Below are 18133 nucleotides of genomic sequence, written 5' to 3' on the forward strand. Positions count from 1 at the left end.
GACCGTACGGCGCACCCGCCGCACCGTACGGAGGATCCGCCCCCGCGGGCCCGTACGGAGGACCCTCGCCCGCGGGTCCGTACGGAGGACCCGGGCCCTACGGCGGAGGACCCGCCGCTCCGGCGGCCGGTCCCTACGGCGGACCCGCCGGCCCGTACGGCGCGCCTCCCGGACCGCGGCCGGGCGGCAAGAGCGCGTGGCCGTGGATCCTCGGCGGCGGCGGGGTGGTCGTCCTGATCGTCGGAATCGTGGTCGCCGCCATGTTCCTGATCGACCCGAACGGCAGGCCGACCGCGGGCGACTCCCCCCTCCCGCCCGTGCCGACCGCGACGCAGGAGCCCACGCCCGAGTCGACCCCCGAACCCTCGCCGACGCGGGAGAGCCCGTCCGGCACCCTGCCCCAGCCGGAGAACGGGCGCATCACCGACCCCGTGACCGGCCTGTCCTACGAGTTCCCCGGCGACAAGTGGCAGGTGCCCACCGGAAAGCCCTCGGGGGCGCTCGGCTTCGCCTGGTCCAGCGCGGTGGAGACCACCTCCCACGAGAACTTCGACGGCCGGGGCGGCAACTGGCTCGGCACCATCTACAGCGCGGAGCTGCCGGCCCAGTTCGCCTACGACGGGCCGAAGAACATGGACTCCGTCACGGCGCAGATCATGCTCGGCCTGGAGCCGCTCTTCTACAGCCCCAAGCACGAGCGCGAGCCCGTCGAGCGCAAGGCCGTCAAGGTCAGCGGCAAGGAGGCCTGGCTGCTCTCGTTCGACCTCGACTTCACCCAGCTCTCGGAGCAGAACGGCTGGAACTGGAAGAAGGAGCGGGTCACCTTCGTGCTCGTGGACCGGGGGGAGGGCAAGCGTCCCGCGCTGCTGTACATGTCCATCCCGGACAACCTCGACACCTCGGTGACCGACCGGGTGCTCAAGTCGCTCGAACTCTCCTGAGCGGGGGGCACTACGCTGAAGGTTATGAGTGACCTGCTGGTCTGGATCGACTGTGAGATGACCGGGCTCGACCTCGGCCGTGACGCCCTCGTCGAGGTGGCCTGCGTGGTCACCGACGGCGAGCTCAACCAGTTGGACGAGGGCGTCGACGTGGTCATCAAGCCCCCGCCCGAGTCGCTGGAGCAGATGTCGGAGGTGGTGCGGGAGATGCACACCGCCTCGGGCCTGCTGGACGTGCTGGGCGGGGGTGTCACCTTGGCCGAGGCCGAGGCGCTCGTCCTCGATTACATCAAGGGGCACGTGCCGGAGCCGAAGAAGGCGCCGCTGTGCGGCAACTCCATCGCCACGGACAGGTCCTTCATCGCGCGGGACATGCCCCTGGTGGACGCCTTCCTGCACTACCGGATGATCGACGTCTCCTCGGTGAAGGAGCTGGCCCGGCGGTGGTACCCGCGGGTCTACTTCGCCTCCCCGGAGAAGCAGGGCGGCCACCGGGCGCTGGCCGACATCGTCGAGAGCATCCGCGAGCTCCGCTACTACCGTGCGGCGGTCTTCGTTCCCCAGCCCGGGCCCGACTCCGCCACCGCCCGCGAACTCGCCGAGAGCGTCTCCACCCCGCCCCGCGACCCGTCCGCCTCCTCCTCCTGAGCAACCCCCGGAGCCGCGACGCGCAGCGTCGCCATCAGCCCGCGAGGGGGCTCCGGCGTCTGGACTGAGGAGCGAAGGCGGCGGTTACCGGCCCCCGAGCCGCGACGCGCAGCGTCGCCAAAAACAGGGTGCGTGACGACTCCCAAAGACCGCTACACTTTTCATGTGCTGCCGCCGCGAGGCGACGGACATGGTGGGCGTAGCTCAGTTGGCAGAGCGCCAGGTTGTGGTCCTGGATGCCGGGGGTTCAAGTCCCCTCGCTCACCCCAGGCGAACGGCCGGTCCTTCGGGACCGGCCGTTGTGCATTTTCCCAGAGATTCAACTTCCCCACCAAAGAGGGACATCACGGGTTATGCTCGCTGCTACCGCCGTACGACCGGGGGCCTCGGCGACCTGACCGTGTTGCTTCCGCGGAGGCGGGATGAGAGTCGACGATGCAAGGTTCAACGCCGAACCCGGAGTCGTGGCGGGCTTGAGCAGGCGCGAGGCCGAGGTCATGGAGCTGATCGCGGATGGTCACTCCAACGGCCAGATCGCCCGGCACCTGTTCCTCAGCGAGAAGACCGTCAAGAACCACGTGAACCGGATCTACGCCAAGCTGGGCGCGGACTCACGGGTGACCGCGATCGGTCTCTGGCGGGGGCGCGAGGGTCCGGGCGCACCGTCCGGCCGCGAGCCCGGAGAGGACGACCCGCCCCGGTAGCCCGGCCGCCGCCCCGGTGGCGGACCGGGACCGTGCCCGGCGCGCGGTGGACGGCCACCGGATCCGTCCGCGGCGCCCCGGCCTCAGGTCCGGTCCTCAGGCCGGGGATCGCGTCAGAGGACCGGGTCCAGGACCCGGGCGATGGCGGCCGTGCCCTCCTGCAGTTCCTCCCTGGTCACCGAGAGGGCGGGGCGCAGCCGTACCGACCGCTCTCCGCAGGGCAGGACGAGCACGCCCTCGTCCTCCCGCAGGCGCGCCACCACCCGGTCCCGGTCCGCTCCGGAGGGCAGGTCGAAGGCGCACATCAGGCCCCGCCCACGGGCGTTCCCGACCCGCTCGGGGAACTTCGCCTGGATCTTCAGGAGCATCGCCAGGAGTTCCTCGCCCAGCGCGCCCGCGCGCGGGATCAGGCCGTCGCGCTCGACGATCTCCAGGATGCGGCGGGAGCGGACCATGTCCACCAGTCCGCCGCCCCAGGTGGAGTTGATCCGGCCGCTGACCCGGAACACGTTGTCCGGCACCAGGTCCACCCTGCGGCCCGCCATCACCCCGCCGACCTGGACCTTCTTGGCGAAGGCGACCACGTCGGGGTGGAGGCCGAGCTGCTGGTAGGCCCAGGGGGTGCCGGTGGTGCCGCCCCCGGTCTGCACCTCGTCCAGGACGAACAGCGCGTCGTGGGTACGGCAGAGCCGTTCCATCGCCTGGAGGAACTCGGCGCGCATGTGGTTGTCGCCGCCCTCGCCCTGGATCGGCTCGGCGATGAAGCAGGCGATGTCGTGCGGGTGCCGTTCGAACGCGGCCCGCGCCTGCGCCAGCGCGCGCTCCTCGGCGGCCTCGACGTCGCCGAAGTGGACGGCGGGCACGTCGACGCGGGGCCAGCCGAACGTCGGGAACCGGTCGGTCTTGACCGGGTCGGTGTTGGTCAGCGAGAGGGTGTAGCCGCTGCGGCCGTGGAAGGCCCGGGTGAGGTGGAGCACCTTCGTGCCGAGCCCGGCGGGCCGGCCGTTCGCCTCGTTGCGCCGCGACTTCCAGTCGAAGGCGCACTTCAACGCGTTCTCCACGGCCAGCGCACCGCCCTCGACGAAGAACAGATGCGGCAGCTCGGGATCGCCGAGCACGCGGGTGAAGGTATCGGCGAAGTCGGCGAGGTGGGCGGTGTAGAGGTCGGAGTTGGCGGGTTTGTTCGCGGCGACCCGCCCGAGCAGGGCGAGGAACTCCGGATCGTCGTCGAACGGGTTCACGCCGAGCGGCGCGGATGCGAAGAAGGTGTAGAAGTCCAGGTAGGAGCGGCCGGTCCGGGCGTCGACGAGCCGGGATCCACGGCTCCGTTCGAGATCGAGAACCAGCCGGTAACCGTCCACGAGCAGGTGGCGAGCGAGGCGGCCGTGCACGTCCATGTCCCCTCCACGGTGAGCTGGACAGATGATTCCCCCGCATTGATGCTCTTACCTGAAGATATTACGTAATCTCTTCGAGATTTGTGAAGATTATGCAGTCTCGACCCGGTGACGCAGGTCGTCTCCGCGCCGCCCGGCCGAGGGGTCCTCCCGCCCGGGACGCCGGGCTCCGGGTTATCGTGCCCTCGACAGCCCATCCGTCCAGGAGGAGTGCACGGTGTCCCTTCGCGAATCCGCCGCCGACATGCGGGACGAGCTGGTCCGTCTCCGCCACGCCCTGCACCGGGAGCCCGAACTCGGCCTCGACCTGCCCCGGACCCAGGAGAAGGTGCTGACCGCGCTGTCGGGACTCCCCCTGGAGGTACGGCTCGGCGAGGGCCTGAGCTCGGTCACCGCGGTCCTGCGGGGCGACCGGCCCGGCCCCACCGTGCTGCTCCGCGGCGACATGGACGCCCTGCCGGTCTCCGAGCGCGGCGCGGAGGTGACCTCCCGGCTGGACGGGCGGATGCACGCCTGCGGCCACGACCTGCACACCACCATGCTCGCCGGAGCCGCCCACCTGCTCTCGGCCCGGCGCGACCGGCTCGCCGGGAACGTGGTCTTCATGTTCCAGCCGGGCGAGGAAGGCCACCGGGGCGCGAAGCTCATGATCGACGAGGGCGTGCTCGACGCGTCCGGCGAGTGGCCGGTCGCCGCCTACGCCCTGCACGTGATCAGCTCGGTGCTCCCGAACGGCCTCTTCCTCACCAGGACCGGGCCGATCATGGCCGCCGCCGACCGGCTCGTCGTGACCGTTCGCGGCGCCGGAGGACACGGCTCGGCGCCGCACCTGGCCAAGGACCCGATCCCCGCCGCGTGCGAGATGGTCCTGGCGCTGCAGTCGATGGTGACGCGCGGCTTCGACGTCTTCGACCCGGTGGTGGTCACCGTGGGCTCCTTCCACGCGGGCACGGTCGACAACGTGATCCCCGAGGAGGCCAGGTTCGAGGCGACGATCCGGTCGTTCTCCGCCGCCTCCCACGAGCGGGTCCGGGAGCGGGCGGTCGCCCTCGTCGGGGGCATCGCCGCGGCGCACGGACTGGAGGTGGAGACCGACTTCGAGATGGGCTACCCGGTCACCGTCAACGACGGCGCCGAGGCCGACTTCGTCGGCGAGACCGTCCGCGAGGTCTACGGCGAGGAGCGGTTCACCCGGGCGCCGCAGCCGTTCACCGGCGCGGAGGACTTCTCCTACGTGTGCGACCGGATCCCCTCGGCGTTCGTGGCCCTCGGCGCGTGCCCGCCGGACCTCGACCCGCGCAGAGCCGCCTACAACCACTCCCCCGAGGCCCGCTTCGACGACGGGGTCCTGGCCGACGGCGCCGCCCTCTACGCCGAGCTCGCCGGCCGCCGCCTCGGCCTGGCCGCGGGCTAGCCGCAGGCGGGGAACGGGCCGGGCACGCGGGCCCGCTCCCGCTCCGGAACACGCCCCGGCCGGTGCGGGCGTCCGGTGGTAGACCCGGCGCGACCTGGGCATGGACAGGTGAGCACGGGCGCACGGGCACGGATGAGCGCCGACGGGCACGGATGAGCACGACTCGGAACGGACGACCTCGAAGCGGATTCCCGGAAGACTTTGGACGCGTTGCGCATGCCCGAGAGACCGATACCAGCCGACGAGGCCGAGCGGCTGCGGGAGATGGACGATCTGCAGGTGCTGGACCCCGCCGTCGAGCCCGAGCTCCAGGCCATCGCCACACTGGCCGCGCGCATCTGCGGGGTTCCCATCGCGCTGGTCAACCTGGTGGGCGGGAACCGGCAGTACTTCAAGGGCCGTACGGGCATCGCGCTGCACGGCGTGGGCCGCGACAGCGGGTTCTGCCCGTACACCGTCTGCGGGCGTGAGCTGCTGGAGGTGCCCGACGCGCTGACCGATCCGCGGTTCCGGGAGGACCCGCTGGTCGCGGGCGAGCCGCACGTGCGCTTCTACGCGGGCGCGCCGATGATCAGCAGCCGGGGCCACGCCCTGGGCACGGTCTGCCTCTTCGACCACCGGCCGCATCGGCTGACCTCCGAGCAGCGCCAGGTCCTCCACGTCCTCGCCGCCAACGCGACCATGCTGCTGGAACTGCGCGGCCACGCCCACGAGTCCGCCCGGGTCACCCGGAGCCTGCACGAGGTGCAGGAGCTCAAGGCGCAGTTCCTGCGCACGATCAACCACGAGCTGCGCACCCCGATGACCTCGATCCGCAGCTACCTCCACCTGCTGGAGGACGAAGGGCTGGACGGGCTCACCCGGGACAGATTCATGCAGGTGGTCGAGCGCAACACCACCCACCTGATGGGTCTGCTGGACGAGTTGCTGCTGCTGGCCAGCCTCAACGCCGGGACCGCCGCGTTCACCCCGGCGCGGGCGGATCTGGCCGACATCGCCCGCCACGCGGTCGACGCCGTCACCGAGGAGGCCGGACGCAGGGAGCACTCCCTGCGCCTGGACGTCCGCACGGGAGCGGAGGTGCGGGTCGACGCCGGACGGCTGGAGCAGGCCCTGCGGCGCGTGCTGGACAACGCGATCAAGTTCACTCCGCCCGGCGGCGCCATCGACGTCACCGTCGATTCCGACCCTGAGCCCACGCTGGAGATCCGCGACACCGGGATCGCGATCGGGGTGAGGGACCTGGAGCACGTCTTCGAGGACTTCTTCCGCGCTTCGAACGCCGAGGAGCAGGTGATCGCCGGCCTGGGCATCGGCCTGGCCATCACCGCGAAGATCGTCCGGTGGCACGGGGGCGGCGTGCGGCTGGAGAACGAGGAGCGCGGAGGCATCCACGTCACCCTCACCCTGCCCGCCCTCCGGCCCTCCGGCGGGGACGGTCAGGACGCTCCGTAGACCACCAGGGAGACCGCGATGTACTGCACCAGGTAGGCGGCGAGGGTGAAGGCGTGGAAGACCTCGTGGAAGCCGAACCAGCGGGGCGAGGGGTCGGGGCGGCGCAGGCCGTACACGACGCCGCCGGCGGTGTAGAGCACGCCGCCGACGAAGACCAATGCCACCGCGGCCACGCCCGCGCCCTCCGCGAGCTGGGGCAGCACGAACACGGCCGTCCAGCCGAGGGCGATGTACAGGGCCGTGGACAGCCAGCGGGGCGCGTGGATCCACAGCACCCGGAACAGCACGCCCGCGATCGCGCCGGCCCAGACCACGGACAGGACCACCACGCGGGCGGAGCCGTCCAGCGCGAGCAGCGCGAACGGGGTGTAGGTGCCCGCGATGATCAGATAGATGTTGGCGTGGTCGAGCCGGCGCAGCACCTCTTCCAGGCGCGGTGAGAGCGTGCCGCGGTGGTAGGTCGCCGAGATGCCGAACAGCAGGCCCGAGGTGACCGCGTAGATCACGGCGGCGAGCCGCGCCTGCAGGGTCGGGCCCAGGGCCACGAGGACGAAACCGGCGACGAGCGTGACGGGCAGCGCCCCGGCGTGCAGCCATCCGCGGAGTCGCGGCTTGATCGGCTCCGGGAGCGACGTCTTCTCAGAAGCGGTCGTGGTCATGAACCTACGGTAGCGTAAGTTACGGCCTCGTAGGTTGTGATCTGCCCTACAACCGCCCCGCGGACGGGGACGGGCGCGACGGCGGCGAGAGCGGGGAGCGGCCGGGTGCGCATACGGTTTCTCCCAGCAGAGTCTCCACTCGGTGCGTATCACAGAAAAGAGGACCAAAGGAATGTCCAGGCGGGAAGCACAGGGGCCGATGCCGGGCCGTTACCCGGTGACCTTCGGGGAGGTCGACCTGCTGCGCGACCTCGACAGGCCCTCGGGCTGGGTCGTCTCCTCCGGCGGCGTCCCCCAGTCCTACGTCGACCTGGACGACCCCACCTACCTCGACTTCGAGTACGTCCAGCTGATGGCCCTGGTGATCGACCTGCTGGACGAGGGACCGCTGGACGCCGTGCACGTCGGCGGCTGCGCCTGCACCCTGCCCCGCTACGTCGCGGCGACCCGTCCGGGGTCCCGGCAGATCGTCGCCGAGCCCGACGGCGGCCTGGTCCAGCTCGTCCGCGACCAGCTCCGGCTGAAGTCCGTGCCCCGGCTCAAGGTGAGGATCCTCGACGGCCGCAGCGCCACCGCCGGGCTCGCCGACGGCTCGGCCGACCTGCTCGTGCTGGACGCCTTCAGCGGTGCCGCGATGCCGCTCGACCTGGCCACCTCCGAGTACATGGGCGAGGTGGCCCGCGTGCTGCGCCCCTCCGGGACGCTGCTGGTCAACATCGCCGACGGCAAGGGGCTGGCCTTCGCCCGGCGGGTGCTCGCGACGATCGGCGGGACCTTCCGCCACGTGGCGATGCTGGCCGAGCCCGGCGTGCTGCGCGGCCGCCGGTTCGGCAACCTCATCGTCGCCGCCTCACCCGCCGGCCTTCCCTTGGCCGGGCTGACCCGCCGGGCCGCGGGCGGTCTCACCCAGGCGCGCTGCCTGCACGGGGAGGAGCTGACCCGCTTCGTCGCCGGGGCCCGCCGCTGAACGACGGCGACCCCGTGGTCGTCCCCGTCCCTCCGCCCGCCGTCTTCGGCTGACGCCGGTCCGGGCACGGCGCCGGACCCCGGACCGGACGCGGATCGGGACACGGGGCGGGGTACCGGCGTCGGTCCCGGTTCAGATCCGGGCACCGGCACCCAGGCTCGCACCCGGGTGCCCTCCCCCGGCGCGCTGGACACCTCCAGGTTCCCGCCGAGCGCCCGCAGCCTGTCGGCCAGCTGCCCGAGTCCCCGGCGGCCGGTCACCGCCGGGTCGAAGCCCTTCCCGTCGTCGGCCACCACGGCCTGGAGCCGCCCTCCGGTGTGCGTCAGCCGTACCTCGATCCGGGTGGCGGCGGCGTGCTTGAGCGCGTTCGCGACCGCCTCGCTCACCGTGAAGTACATCGCGCCCTCGACCTGGTCGGGGAAGCGCCGGGCCCGCAGCCCGGGGGCCGCGGTCACGGTGGTCGCCACCGGCAGGCGCGAGCAGCGCTCCTCGACCGCCTCGGCCAGCCCGCCCTGGCTGAGCGCGGACGGGTGGATGCCCGCCGCCAGCTCCCTCAGATCGGTGAGGGCCTGGCGGGCCTGCTCCCGCAGCAGGGCCAGCAGCTCCGGCTCCCCTCCGGTGGCCCTGGCCAGCTCCAGGCCCGCGATGAGCGCGACGAGCTGCTGCTGCGCCCCGTCGTGGATGTCCCGCTCGATCCGCCGCCGCCCCGCCTCCTCGGCGTCGACCAGCCGGGCGGCCAGCGCCGCGCTCCGGATCGCCAGTCCGACCGGTACGGCCAGCGCCCCCAGCAGCCGCCGGTCCTCGGCCGTGACGGGCCCGGCGGTCTTCGGGCCGCAGGCGATGTGCCCCAGCCCGGCCGGCACGGTGAGCGCCGCCTCGCCGTCCTCCTCCCCCGCGACCACCCGCGTGCCGTCGGCCAGCGCGACGGCCGCCCACCGGACCTCCAGCCCGGCCCGTACGGCTCCCGCCAGCCGTTCGAGCTGCTCGACCGGGTCGGCGTCCTCCAGCCCCGGCCCGATCTCGGTCAGCAGCTCGTCCACCGTGGGCCGCAGGTCGAAGACGAGGAAGAGCCGCGATCCCCGGATCCCCACCCGGATGTCGAGCAGGTTGTGCCGGAACACCGCCGCCGCGATCACGGCGGGCATGGCGGCCATGATGGTGAGGGCGCCGAACCAGCCCGCGACCTCGTGGCCCTGCTCGGCGAAGACCCCCGTCAGGACGTACCCGCCGAGGTTGGCGACCGTCCCGGCGATCATCCAGCGCAGCGGGCGGCGCTCGGCCGCCGGGCTCCGCCGGCAGCGCAGGACGAGCGAGGCCAGCACCGCGAGCGCGGCCAGGAAGGTCGCCAGCTGCCCCAGCGCTCCCGCGACCCCGGCGACCAGGTCGGCCGTCCCGCCGAGGTTGAACGGGTTGCCCCCGGAGAAGAAGGGCGCGTAGACCTCGTCCGGGCTCAGCAGGATGCCCAGCCAGTAGAGGGCGATCACCGCCGCGGCGATCCGGGAACCCGCCTGCCAGCGCCGCGAGGGCAGCCGCCCGTCGGGGAAGAGCAGCGGGATGAAGATCCAGCTCAGACCGTAGAAGACGGGGAAGAACGAGACCATCAGCGCGCCGGCGACGGCCGCCGGTCCCGGACCGCCTCGCAGCAGGAGGCCGTACCCGAGCGCTCCGAGTCCCAGGCAGCCGGCCGTGGCCAGCAGCAGCCAGCCGTACACGTTGTCCGGGCGGCGCAGCGCGATGAGCAGGCCGAGGGCGGGGAGCGACAGGCACGCCACCGTGAACACCCACTGACTGAACGGGACGGGCAGGCCGGTCTCCATGACCGAGCCCGCGACGATCCCGGCCGAGGCCGCTCCGGCCGCCGCGCCGGAGAGGAGGCGGGCCCTGGTGGATGTCATGGAACGCAGGGTGGCCCGCCACCGGACCCGCCGTCCATGAGGTTGTCCGCACACCGGGTGCAGTCTGCCTCACCCCCGAAGACGGAGGCCTGCCGGGTACTGCGCAGCCGCGCCGCTTCCTAGGTTCGGAACGAGGCCGCCGGAGGGGCGGCCGGCATCACGACGACGAGGAGTCCCCCATGCGACCGCTGACCCGACCGACCCGCCTCCTGGCGCTGGCCCTGGCCGGCGCGGCCGTCCCGGCGATCACGCTCACCGGCGGGCAGGCGGCGCAGGCCGCGCCGGTCGCGCAGACCACTCAGGTCGCGCAGGTAACCGCCTCCGCGGCCACCGCCGCCCCGGAGATCCCCGACAGCCCTGCCGGCCGGCAGCTCCGCTGGTTCCTCGGCGCGCCGGACCGCGCTCCGCTCTCCGGGAGCGAGCTGGCCGAGCACATCGACGCCGCCTTCCTGGCGGAGCTGACCGTCGAGAGGTTCAACGTCTTCCTGGCGGACGTGCGCGGGCTCACGCTGGAGAAGCTCACCGAGGTCACGCCCACCGCGCTGACCGGGACGGGGAGGATCGGCGACAAGGCGGCCGAGATCCGGATCCGCGTCAACGCCCAGGGGAAGATCGACCGGTTCGGGGTCGGTGACCCGCAGCCGCCGATCCCGGCCGCCCCGAAGAGCTGGGCCGAGCTCGACGCCCGGCTGCGCAAGGTCGCCCCCGAGGTCGGCTTCCTCGCCGCGGAGATCGACTCCCGGGGCCGGTGCCGGACCGTCCACGGACTGGCCGCGGGCAAGGTCCGGCCGCTGGGGTCGATCTTCAAGCTCTACGTGCTCGGCGCGGTGGCCGAGAAGATCCGGGACGGCAGGCTGAGCTGGGACACGAAGCTCACGATCAGGCCGGAGTGGAAGAGCCCGAGCGAGGGCGGGCTGTACGAGCGGCCGGACGGCAGCACCGTCACGGTCCGCGAAGCGGCCGAGCTGATGATCTCCATCAGCGACAACACCGCCACCGACCTGCTCATCCACACGGTCGGCCGCAAGGCCGTCGAGGCCAAGGTGCGCCAGTGGTCCGACCACCCGAAGGGCAACGTCCCCTTCCTGACCACCAAGGAGTCGTTCCTGCTCAAGGGCGTCGACTATCCGAAGCACGCCCGGGCCTACCTCGCGCGGGACGCCCGGGGCAGGCGCGCCTACCTGGAGGACGTCGTCGCCAAGCTCAAGCTCACCGACATCAAGGAGTGGACGGCGCCCCGGGAGATCCACACGCTGGAGTGGTTCGGCTCGCCGAAGGACGTGTGCCGCGCCTACAGCGGGCTGGCGAAGCTGTCCAGCCAGCCGCTGCACAAGGCGCTCTCGGCCAACGACATCGGGATCGGGCTCGACCCCGCGAAGTGGCCCGCCGTCTGGGCCAAGGGCGGCTCCGAGCTCGGCGTGCTCGACCTGTCCTACGCCGCCCGCACGGCCGCGGGGAAGACCTACGTCGTCGTCCCGCTGGCGAACGACCGCAGGAGGCCGCTCGACGAGGCCAAGGCCGCCCCCGAACTCGTCTCCCTCAGCCGCGGCGCTTTCGCGCTGCTCGCCGAGGGCTGACCGGATCGGTGGAGCACCGGTGGCGCCGGTTCATGCCCTCCCCCGAGGAAGGCACGAACCGCGCCCGTCCTGGTGCGCGCCGGAGCCCGCGACCCCGTACGCGCCTCAGCGCACGGCCCGGTGGGCGCCTCAGCGTGCGAACCGGTGCGCGCCGGAGCACGCGGCTCCGTACGCGGCCCCGTACGCGTCTCAGCGCGCGGCGAGCGTGACGCAGGCGACCCGGGGACCGGCGGAGCCCGCGTCGGTCCCGGCCGTCCTGGTCGGCTCGGCGTGGACGACCAGCGAGCGGGGCGGCCGGCCCGGAGCGAACGCCCAGTCCTGCTTCGCCGTCGCGGTGGCCGCGCCCTTCCGGTCGGTGGTGAAGTCGAGCCAGACCTCGCTGGCGGCGCTGGCGTGGGAGTGATGGCCGTCGCGGTAGTGCGGCCCGGCGTCGTCGGGGTCCGCGCCGCACGGGTTCACGTGCAGGTGCACGCCGTACGTCCGGCCGGGCAGGAAGCCGCGGACCTCGACCTTCGCCGTGGACAGCACCGCCCCGGACTCCGCCGTCACGCGGGCCCACGCCCCGGACGGCACCAGCGCCCTGTCGTAGGCGATCGCGGTGGCCCGCGGGGCGGGGGCGCCGAACGTGCCGCCGCCGGAGAGCACGGTCCCCTCCGGCGCCACGTCGTGCACGGCCGGGCGGGCCCTGTCCTCCTGGTCGCCCTGTCCGCCGCACGCCGCGGCGAGCAGGGTGGCGGCTGCGAGAATCCACGGAAGGCGGCGCATCGGCATCTCCTCGGCCCGGCGGGAAGGACGCCCCACTCTAACGAGTGACCGTCCGGGCACGCAGGGTGTTCGGCTGATGGAGCTCCCACTCGCCTCCCCGCGCCCGCGCCGTACGGCAGGGCGGGCGGGCACCGCACCGTACGGCGGGCGCCGCGGCCGGGAGGACCGGACCGCCGTCAGGCGCCGTGGGCGGCGGCGATGGCGTCGATCCGGGCGGCCAGGGCGAAGTCGTTCTCGGTCAGGCCGCCGGCGTCGTGGGTGGTCAGAGCCAGGTGCAGGGTGCGCCAGCGGATGTCGATGTCGGGATGGTGGTTCATCTTCTCGGCCTCGACCGCGATCTCGTCGACGATGCGGATCGCGGTCGGGAAGTCGGGGGCGGCCACCTTCCGGCGGATCTCATCACCTCGCGCCGCCACTCGGGCACCTCGGCCAGCCGCCGCTGCACGGCGGAGTCGTCAAGCAGGTCCATCGCCCCAGGAGATCACATCGGAGGCGGGACGCCGAATCACGCCACGCGCGCTCCCGCGGCGGTCCGGAACCGGCGGGCTTCCCCACCGGGCGGGACCGGGCCACCCCGCCCGCTCCGAACCCCTGGATATCCCTCAACTCGCCGCGGGCGGCACCGATGAGGAGATGTCCGCGCCCTCTGCGTGCGGCCCCGCCCCGGTAGATCCGCAGAAGCCCCGAAAAGAGCCCGTCATGAACACCCGTACGACCGAGCGGCCGGCCCGGACCGCGCGGTCTCTCGCCCAGGATCTGAGCGTCCGCACGAAGATCATCGCCTCGGTCGTCATCGCGGTGCTGGTCGGCTCCGTCGTCGGGGTGCTCGGCATCAACGCGCTGAGCTCCTCCAACGACAACGCCCAGGCCATGTACTCCGAGAACATCACCCGCCTGGACATCGCGTCCCAGCTGCGGCGCTACACCGTGCAGATGCGCCTGGACGTGGCCAACCACGCCCTCTCCGACGCGACGGCCAAGAGCACCTACGAGAGCGCGATCAAAGACAGCGGAACCCAGGCGAACAAGCTGCTGGACGCCTATGGCACGCACGACCTGACCGCCGAGCAGGACGCCGCCCTGTCCGACCTTCGCCCGCTGATCCAGTCCTTCATCGCCATCACGGAGACCAAGCTGCTGCCCGCCGGCCGGGCCGGCGATCTGAAGGCCTGGACCGCGGTCCGCGAGGGCGACCTCAAGCCCCTCATCGAGCCGATGAACACCGCCCTGCAGCGGCTCGTGCAAAGTGAGCGGGCCGGAGCCGAGCAGGCGGCCAAGGACACCGAGGCCGCCTACACCGAGAACCGCGCCACCGTGCTGTCCGCGCTCGTCATCGGCATGCTGGCCGCGCTCGGCCTGGGCTGGGCGACCGCACGCGGCATCGTGGCCGGGCTGCTCCGGGTGCGGGCGGTGAGCGAGGCGCTCAAGGACGGCGACCTGACCCGCACCACGGAGCTGACCGGCCGGGACGAGGTGGGCCGCACCGGGCAGGCGCTGGACGCCGCGGTGGAGCGGCTGAACACTCTGGTGCGCACCATCGACGGCGCCGCCGCCGGCGTCTCCGTCACCGCCCAGCAGGTCTCGTCGGTCTCCACCCAGGTGGCCGCGGGCGCCGAGGAGACCTCGGCGCAGGCCGCGGTGGTCTCGGCCGCGGCCGAGCAGGTCTCCTCCAACGTGCAGACCGTCGCCGCCGGTTCGGAGCAGATGGGCGCCTCCATCTCGGAGATCGCCGGCAACGCCGCCGAGGCGGCCCGGGTCGCGGCGCAGGCCGTGGCCGTGGCCGAGGCCACCAACGTCTCCATCACCACGCTGGGCGAGTCGTCCCGGGAGATCGGCGCGGTGGTCAAGACGATCACCTCGATCGCCGAGCAGACCAACCTGCTGGCCCTCAACGCCACCATCGAGGCGGCCCGCGCCGGGGACGCCGGCAAGGGCTTCGCCGTGGTCGCCGGCGAGGTCAAGGACCTGGCGCAGGAGACCGCCAAGGCCACCGAGGACATCGCCCGCCGCGTGGAGGCCATCCAGAACGGCACCGGTGGGGCGGTCACGGCCATCGCCGAGATCGCCGCGGTGATCGGGCGGATCAACGACTTCCAGACGACCATCGCCTCGGCCGTCGAGGAGCAGACCGCCACCACCGACGAGATGAACCGCAACGTCACCGCGGCCGCCTCCTCCTCGGAGGAGATCGCCGTCAACATCACCGGGGTCGCCGACGCGGCGCAGACCACCGCGCAGGCGATCGGTCAGGCCCAGGACGCCACCGCGTCGCTGGCGCGGATGTCGGAGGAGCTCAGCGGGCTGGTCGCGCAGTTCCGCTTCCGGTGATCCGCTGACCGCCCGCTCCGGCGGGCCGGGGACGCCGGAGCGGAAGCACGACCGGGGCGTGGCCGCCCGGTGCCCATCGTGGGCACCGGGCGGCCACGCCTTCGACATGACCGGATAAATTGCGGTTTGCCCCTTATTGCAGGGAAGCCCTACGTTTATGGTCATGTTGCTGGCCGACCAACGTCGTCTGCTGTGCGAGTACGGCCGCCGGGCCGCCGAGACCGGGCTGGTCGTCGGGACCGCCGGGAATCTGAGCGTGCGCGACGGCGACCTGGTCGCGGTCACGCCGAGCGGGGTCCCCCTGGACCGGCTGGAGCCCGAGGCCTGCCCGGTGGTCGACGTGGCGGGCCACCTGGTCGAGGGCGCGCTGCAGCCCTCCTCCGAGACGCCGATGCACCTGGCGGTCTACGCGAGCGGCGACGCGGGGGCCGTGGTGCACACCCACTCCGTCTTCGGGGCCGTGGTCGCCGCCACCATGACGGAGCTGCCGCCGATCCACTACACCGTGCTCCTGCTCGGCGGTCCGGTCCGGGTGGCCGAGTACGCCACCTACGGCACCCCGGAGCTGGCCGAGTCCGTCCGCGCCGCCCTGGAAGGCGGCAGGCGGGCCGCGCTGCTGGCCTCCCACGGCGGGGTCACCCTCGGCGACGACCTGGCGGGCGCCTTCGAGGCGACCCGGCTGCTGGAGTGGCTCTGCGAGGTCTACGTCCGCGCCCGGGCGGTCGGCGAGCCCCGGGTGCTCACCGACGAGCAGCTCGCGGCCGTGGCCCACCGCGCCTTCAACCCCCCGACGTTCCCCACCCGCGAGGACTGACGATGCCCCTCCAGCTCACCGGCGCGCCGAGCGACCCGGACCTGCTCCGCCTGCCCTGGGACGTGCCCCTGGAGAAGTGGCCCGAGCACCGCCTGGTCGCGCTGCCGCGCGGCATCTCCCGGCACGTGGTGCGCTTCGCCCGGCTCTCCGGCCGGGTCTACGCGATCAAGGAGATCAGCGAGCACTACGCCAGGCGGGAGTACCGCCTGCTGTGGGACCTGCACCGGCTGGACACCCCCGCGGTGGAGCCGGTGGCGTACATCACCGGCCGGACCGGCGCGGACGGCGAGCCGCTGGACTCCGCGCTGATCACACGGCATCTGCAGTTCTCCCTGCCCTACCGGGCCGTCATGTCGGGGACCATCCGGCCGGACACCCTCAACCGGCTGCTCGACGCCCTGGCGGTGCTGTTCGTCCGGCTCCACCTGAACGGCTTCTACTGGGGCGACTGCTCGCTGTCGAACGTGCTGTTCCGCAGGGACGCGGGCTCCTTCGCCGCCTACCTGGTCGACGCCGAGACCGGCGAGCTCCACCCGATGATCAGCGAGGGGCAGCGCCGGCACGACATCGACGTCGCGCACACCAACCTCTACGGCGAGATGCTCGACCTGGAGGCCGGCGGCCTGCTCCACCCCTCCATCGACCCGGAGGAGGTGGCCGACTCGGTCTGCTCGCGCTACCACGCCCTGTGGAGCGAGCTCACCTCCGACGAGATCATCGAGGAGGTCGACTGGCACATGATCGACCAGCGGATCCGCCGGCTGAACACCCTCGGCTTCGACGTCGCCGAGATGATGGTCCGCCGCAAGGCGGGCACCGGCCGGCTGATCGTCCGGCCCAAGGTCGTGGACGCCGGGCACCACCAGCGCAGGCTGCTCCGCCTCACCGGCCTGGACGTGGAGGAGAACCAGGCCCGGCGGCTGCTCAACGACCTCGACTCCTTCCGCGTCTCGTACGGCCTGCGCCACGAGGACGAGGCGATCGTGGCCCACCGCTGGCTGGCCGAGGTGTTCCAGCCGACGGTCGAGGCCGTCCCGGAGGAGATGCGGCGCAAGCTGGAGCCCGCCCAGCTCTTCCACGAGGTGCTCGACCACCGCTGGTACATGTCCCAGGAGGCGGGGGGCGACGTCGGCCTGCAGACCGCCGTGCGGTCTTACGTGAAGAACATTCTTATTTTCAAGCCGGACGAGAAGGCACTTATCTCCGAAGATCAGTAGACGGTGTTGCACATGGAGTGCACTTCCTTCTACCTGGTGGATGAAACTTCCTCCTCCCCACATCTCCATTTTTAATAGGACACATAACCCCCTCGGGAATTCCCTACTCTGGCCGGGCGACGTTTTCCGCAGTCGTCGGCGAGGGAGTTCGAGTGCTCGGAATCGAAGAGTGCCTGACCGAGGTGATGGCCATCCCCGGCGCGCTGGACGCGATCCTGATCGACCAGACCAGCGGGATGGCCGTGGCGATCGGCGGCGGCAGCCGCCACCTGGACGCCGAGAAGTCCGCGGCCGGTCTCAGCGGGGCCCTCCAGGCGACCCTGGACGGGCTCGCCGCGACCTCCCCCACCGGCACGGCCCGCGTCAATGAAATGATCATTACCGCGGACGATGGGCATCATTTACTGAAACCTCTGGAAACAGTTTTCGATGGCCCATTAGTGATATATGTCCGACTCGATCCCGACCGTTCGAATCTGGCCCTGGCCCGTCACCGGCTCCAGGCGCTTTCCGGCCGGCTCATCACGACGTGAGCCATCATGCCGACTGCCGAGAGCGTCCTGAGCGGACTCGCCGACGACCGGGCGACCGGGGCCCTGCGCCTGGGGAAGGCCGGGGTGTTCTACCTCACCGGCGGTCGGGTCACCTACGCCGAGAGCGCCTGCTGCCCCCGGGCCGAGGACCTGCTCGTCGCCGGCGGCCGGATCTCCGCGCACGCCGTACGGCAGGCCAGGCAGGCCGCGTCGGAGGAGCGGCCGGGCGGCGACCTGCTGGTCGCCCGGGGCCTGCTCACCCGGGGCGAGCTGGAGTTCTGCGTGCTGGGCGCGGTGCTCGACGCCGCGTTCTTCCTGTTCGACGCCACCGGCGTCCGGATGCGGTTCCGCCCGGAGGACCGGCACTGGCTCGGACCCCAGTGGTATTTCGACGTGACCGGACTGCTCCGGGAGCACGGGCGAAGGAGGGCACAGTTGGACCAGGCCTGGCCGACCGCCGAGCTGGACACCCTTCCCGTCGTCCCGCTGGCGCGCATCCCCGCCCAGCAGGTCATGCTCACCTCCCTGCAGTGGGAGGTCCTGGTCGGCGCGGACTCCTCGGCGACCCCCGCCGACCTGGCCCGCAAGCTGGGCCGTCCCGCCTACTCGGTGCTGCTGGCCGTACGGCAGCTCGGCGCGGCGGGGCTGCTGCGCCGCCCGGAGCCGTCGCCGGAGGCCCCTCCCGGAGAGCCTCCGGAGGAGCCTCCGAGGACACCCCCGAAACCGTCTCCGGAGGCGTCGGCCGGGACGCCTCCGGAGGCCCCGTCCTCCGGTGCGGCCTCCGCCGCGGCCCTCACTCCGACCGGCCCCCCGACCGGG

Annotated in this window: 15 protein-coding genes, 1 tRNA gene and 2 pseudogenes; 13 read left to right on the forward strand and 5 right to left on the reverse strand. The window is 72.4% G+C overall.

Features of this window, described 5'->3' with window-relative positions; translation table 11 throughout:
* The 4 genes and pseudogenes from ACWJ6R_RS12250 to ACWJ6R_RS12265 form a co-directional block, all read left to right on the forward strand.
* A pseudogene (locus ACWJ6R_RS12250) lies at window positions 1-941 on the forward strand (hypothetical protein); the annotation flags it as partial.
* A gap of 24 nt (window positions 942-965) precedes the next feature.
* On the forward strand, window positions 966-1589 hold the full coding sequence (gene orn, locus ACWJ6R_RS12255) for an oligoribonuclease (protein ID WP_449062338.1): 624 nt from the start codon (window positions 966-968) through the stop codon (window positions 1587-1589).
* Window positions 1590-1782: 193 nt separating this feature from the next.
* Window positions 1783-1858, forward strand: a tRNA-His gene (locus ACWJ6R_RS12260).
* A gap of 153 nt (window positions 1859-2011) precedes the next feature.
* The gene (locus ACWJ6R_RS12265; protein ID WP_449062339.1) at window positions 2012-2293 is read left to right on the forward strand and encodes a helix-turn-helix domain-containing protein; all 282 of its coding nucleotides are present in this window, start codon (window positions 2012-2014) and stop codon (window positions 2291-2293) included.
* A 113-nt stretch (window positions 2294-2406) separates the two neighbouring features.
* On the opposite strand, the gene lat is transcribed toward ACWJ6R_RS12265, so the two are convergent.
* Complete coding sequence (lat, locus tag ACWJ6R_RS12270; protein WP_449062340.1) at window positions 2407-3690, reverse strand: L-lysine 6-transaminase; 1284 nt, start codon at window positions 3688-3690, stop codon at window positions 2407-2409.
* Between the two features lie 217 nt (window positions 3691-3907).
* Between lat and ACWJ6R_RS12275 the strand changes: the two genes are divergently transcribed.
* Window positions 3908-5104 carry a M20 metallopeptidase family protein gene (locus ACWJ6R_RS12275; protein ID WP_449062341.1) on the forward strand — a complete coding sequence of 399 codons (1197 nt, stop codon included), beginning with the start codon at window positions 3908-3910 and terminating at the stop codon, window positions 5102-5104.
* Between the two features lie 216 nt (window positions 5105-5320).
* The gene (locus ACWJ6R_RS12280) at window positions 5321-6559 is read left to right on the forward strand and encodes a GAF domain-containing sensor histidine kinase (RefSeq protein WP_449062342.1); all 1239 of its coding nucleotides are present in this window, start codon (window positions 5321-5323) and stop codon (window positions 6557-6559) included.
* Here the strand turns inward: ACWJ6R_RS12280 and trhA are convergent.
* Window positions 6544-7218 carry a PAQR family membrane homeostasis protein TrhA gene (gene trhA / locus ACWJ6R_RS12285; RefSeq protein ID WP_449062343.1) on the reverse strand — a complete coding sequence of 225 codons (675 nt, stop codon included), beginning with the start codon at window positions 7216-7218 and terminating at the stop codon, window positions 6544-6546. The two genes, ACWJ6R_RS12280 and trhA, sit on opposite strands and share 16 nt — an antisense overlap.
* A 352-nt stretch (window positions 7219-7570) precedes the next feature.
* Here trhA and ACWJ6R_RS12290 point away from each other — a divergent pair, with 352 nt between their 5' ends.
* Window positions 7571-8185 (forward strand): spermidine synthase, encoded by a 615-nt coding sequence (locus tag ACWJ6R_RS12290; protein WP_449062352.1) that lies wholly within the window; start codon window positions 7571-7573, stop codon window positions 8183-8185.
* 152 nt (window positions 8186-8337) lie between these two features.
* Here the strand turns inward: ACWJ6R_RS12290 and ACWJ6R_RS12295 are convergent.
* A pseudogene (locus ACWJ6R_RS12295) lies at window positions 8338-10080 on the reverse strand (sensor histidine kinase); the annotation flags it as partial.
* Between the two features lie 179 nt (window positions 10081-10259).
* Here ACWJ6R_RS12295 and ACWJ6R_RS12300 point away from each other — a divergent pair.
* A complete protein-coding gene (locus tag ACWJ6R_RS12300) occupies window positions 10260-11657 on the forward strand; it encodes a serine hydrolase (RefSeq protein ID WP_449062344.1) in 1398 nt (465 codons plus the stop codon).
* A 189-nt stretch (window positions 11658-11846) separates the two neighbouring features.
* Here the strand turns inward: ACWJ6R_RS12300 and ACWJ6R_RS12305 are convergent, their stop codons facing one another.
* Window positions 11847-12422, reverse strand: coding sequence for a superoxide dismutase family protein (locus ACWJ6R_RS12305; protein WP_449062345.1), 576 nt, complete (start codon window positions 12420-12422; stop codon window positions 11847-11849).
* A 176-nt stretch (window positions 12423-12598) separates the two neighbouring features.
* Window positions 12599-12838 (reverse strand): 4a-hydroxytetrahydrobiopterin dehydratase, encoded by a 240-nt coding sequence (locus ACWJ6R_RS12310; RefSeq protein WP_449062346.1) that lies wholly within the window; start codon window positions 12836-12838, stop codon window positions 12599-12601.
* Between the two features lie 283 nt (window positions 12839-13121).
* Between ACWJ6R_RS12310 and ACWJ6R_RS12315 the strand changes: the two genes are divergently transcribed.
* From ACWJ6R_RS12315 to ACWJ6R_RS12335, 5 genes are all read left to right on the forward strand, one after another.
* Complete coding sequence (locus ACWJ6R_RS12315) at window positions 13122-14750, forward strand: methyl-accepting chemotaxis protein (protein WP_449062347.1); 1629 nt, start codon at window positions 13122-13124, stop codon at window positions 14748-14750.
* A gap of 163 nt (window positions 14751-14913) precedes the next feature.
* Window positions 14914-15564 (forward strand): class II aldolase/adducin family protein, encoded by a 651-nt coding sequence (locus tag ACWJ6R_RS12320; protein ID WP_449062348.1) that lies wholly within the window; start codon window positions 14914-14916, stop codon window positions 15562-15564.
* 2 nt (window positions 15565-15566) lie between these two features.
* The gene (locus ACWJ6R_RS12325; RefSeq protein WP_449062349.1) at window positions 15567-16781 is read left to right on the forward strand and encodes a DUF4032 domain-containing protein; all 1215 of its coding nucleotides are present in this window, start codon (window positions 15567-15569) and stop codon (window positions 16779-16781) included.
* Window positions 16782-16933: 152 nt separating this feature from the next.
* The gene (locus ACWJ6R_RS12330; RefSeq protein WP_449062350.1) at window positions 16934-17314 is read left to right on the forward strand and encodes a roadblock/LC7 domain-containing protein; all 381 of its coding nucleotides are present in this window, start codon (window positions 16934-16936) and stop codon (window positions 17312-17314) included.
* 6 nt (window positions 17315-17320) lie between these two features.
* Window positions 17321-18133: DUF4388 domain-containing protein (locus ACWJ6R_RS12335; protein WP_449062351.1), on the forward strand; the 813-nt coding region annotated here is incomplete at its 3' end.

The sequence above is a fragment of the Planomonospora algeriensis genome (assembly GCF_977012225.1).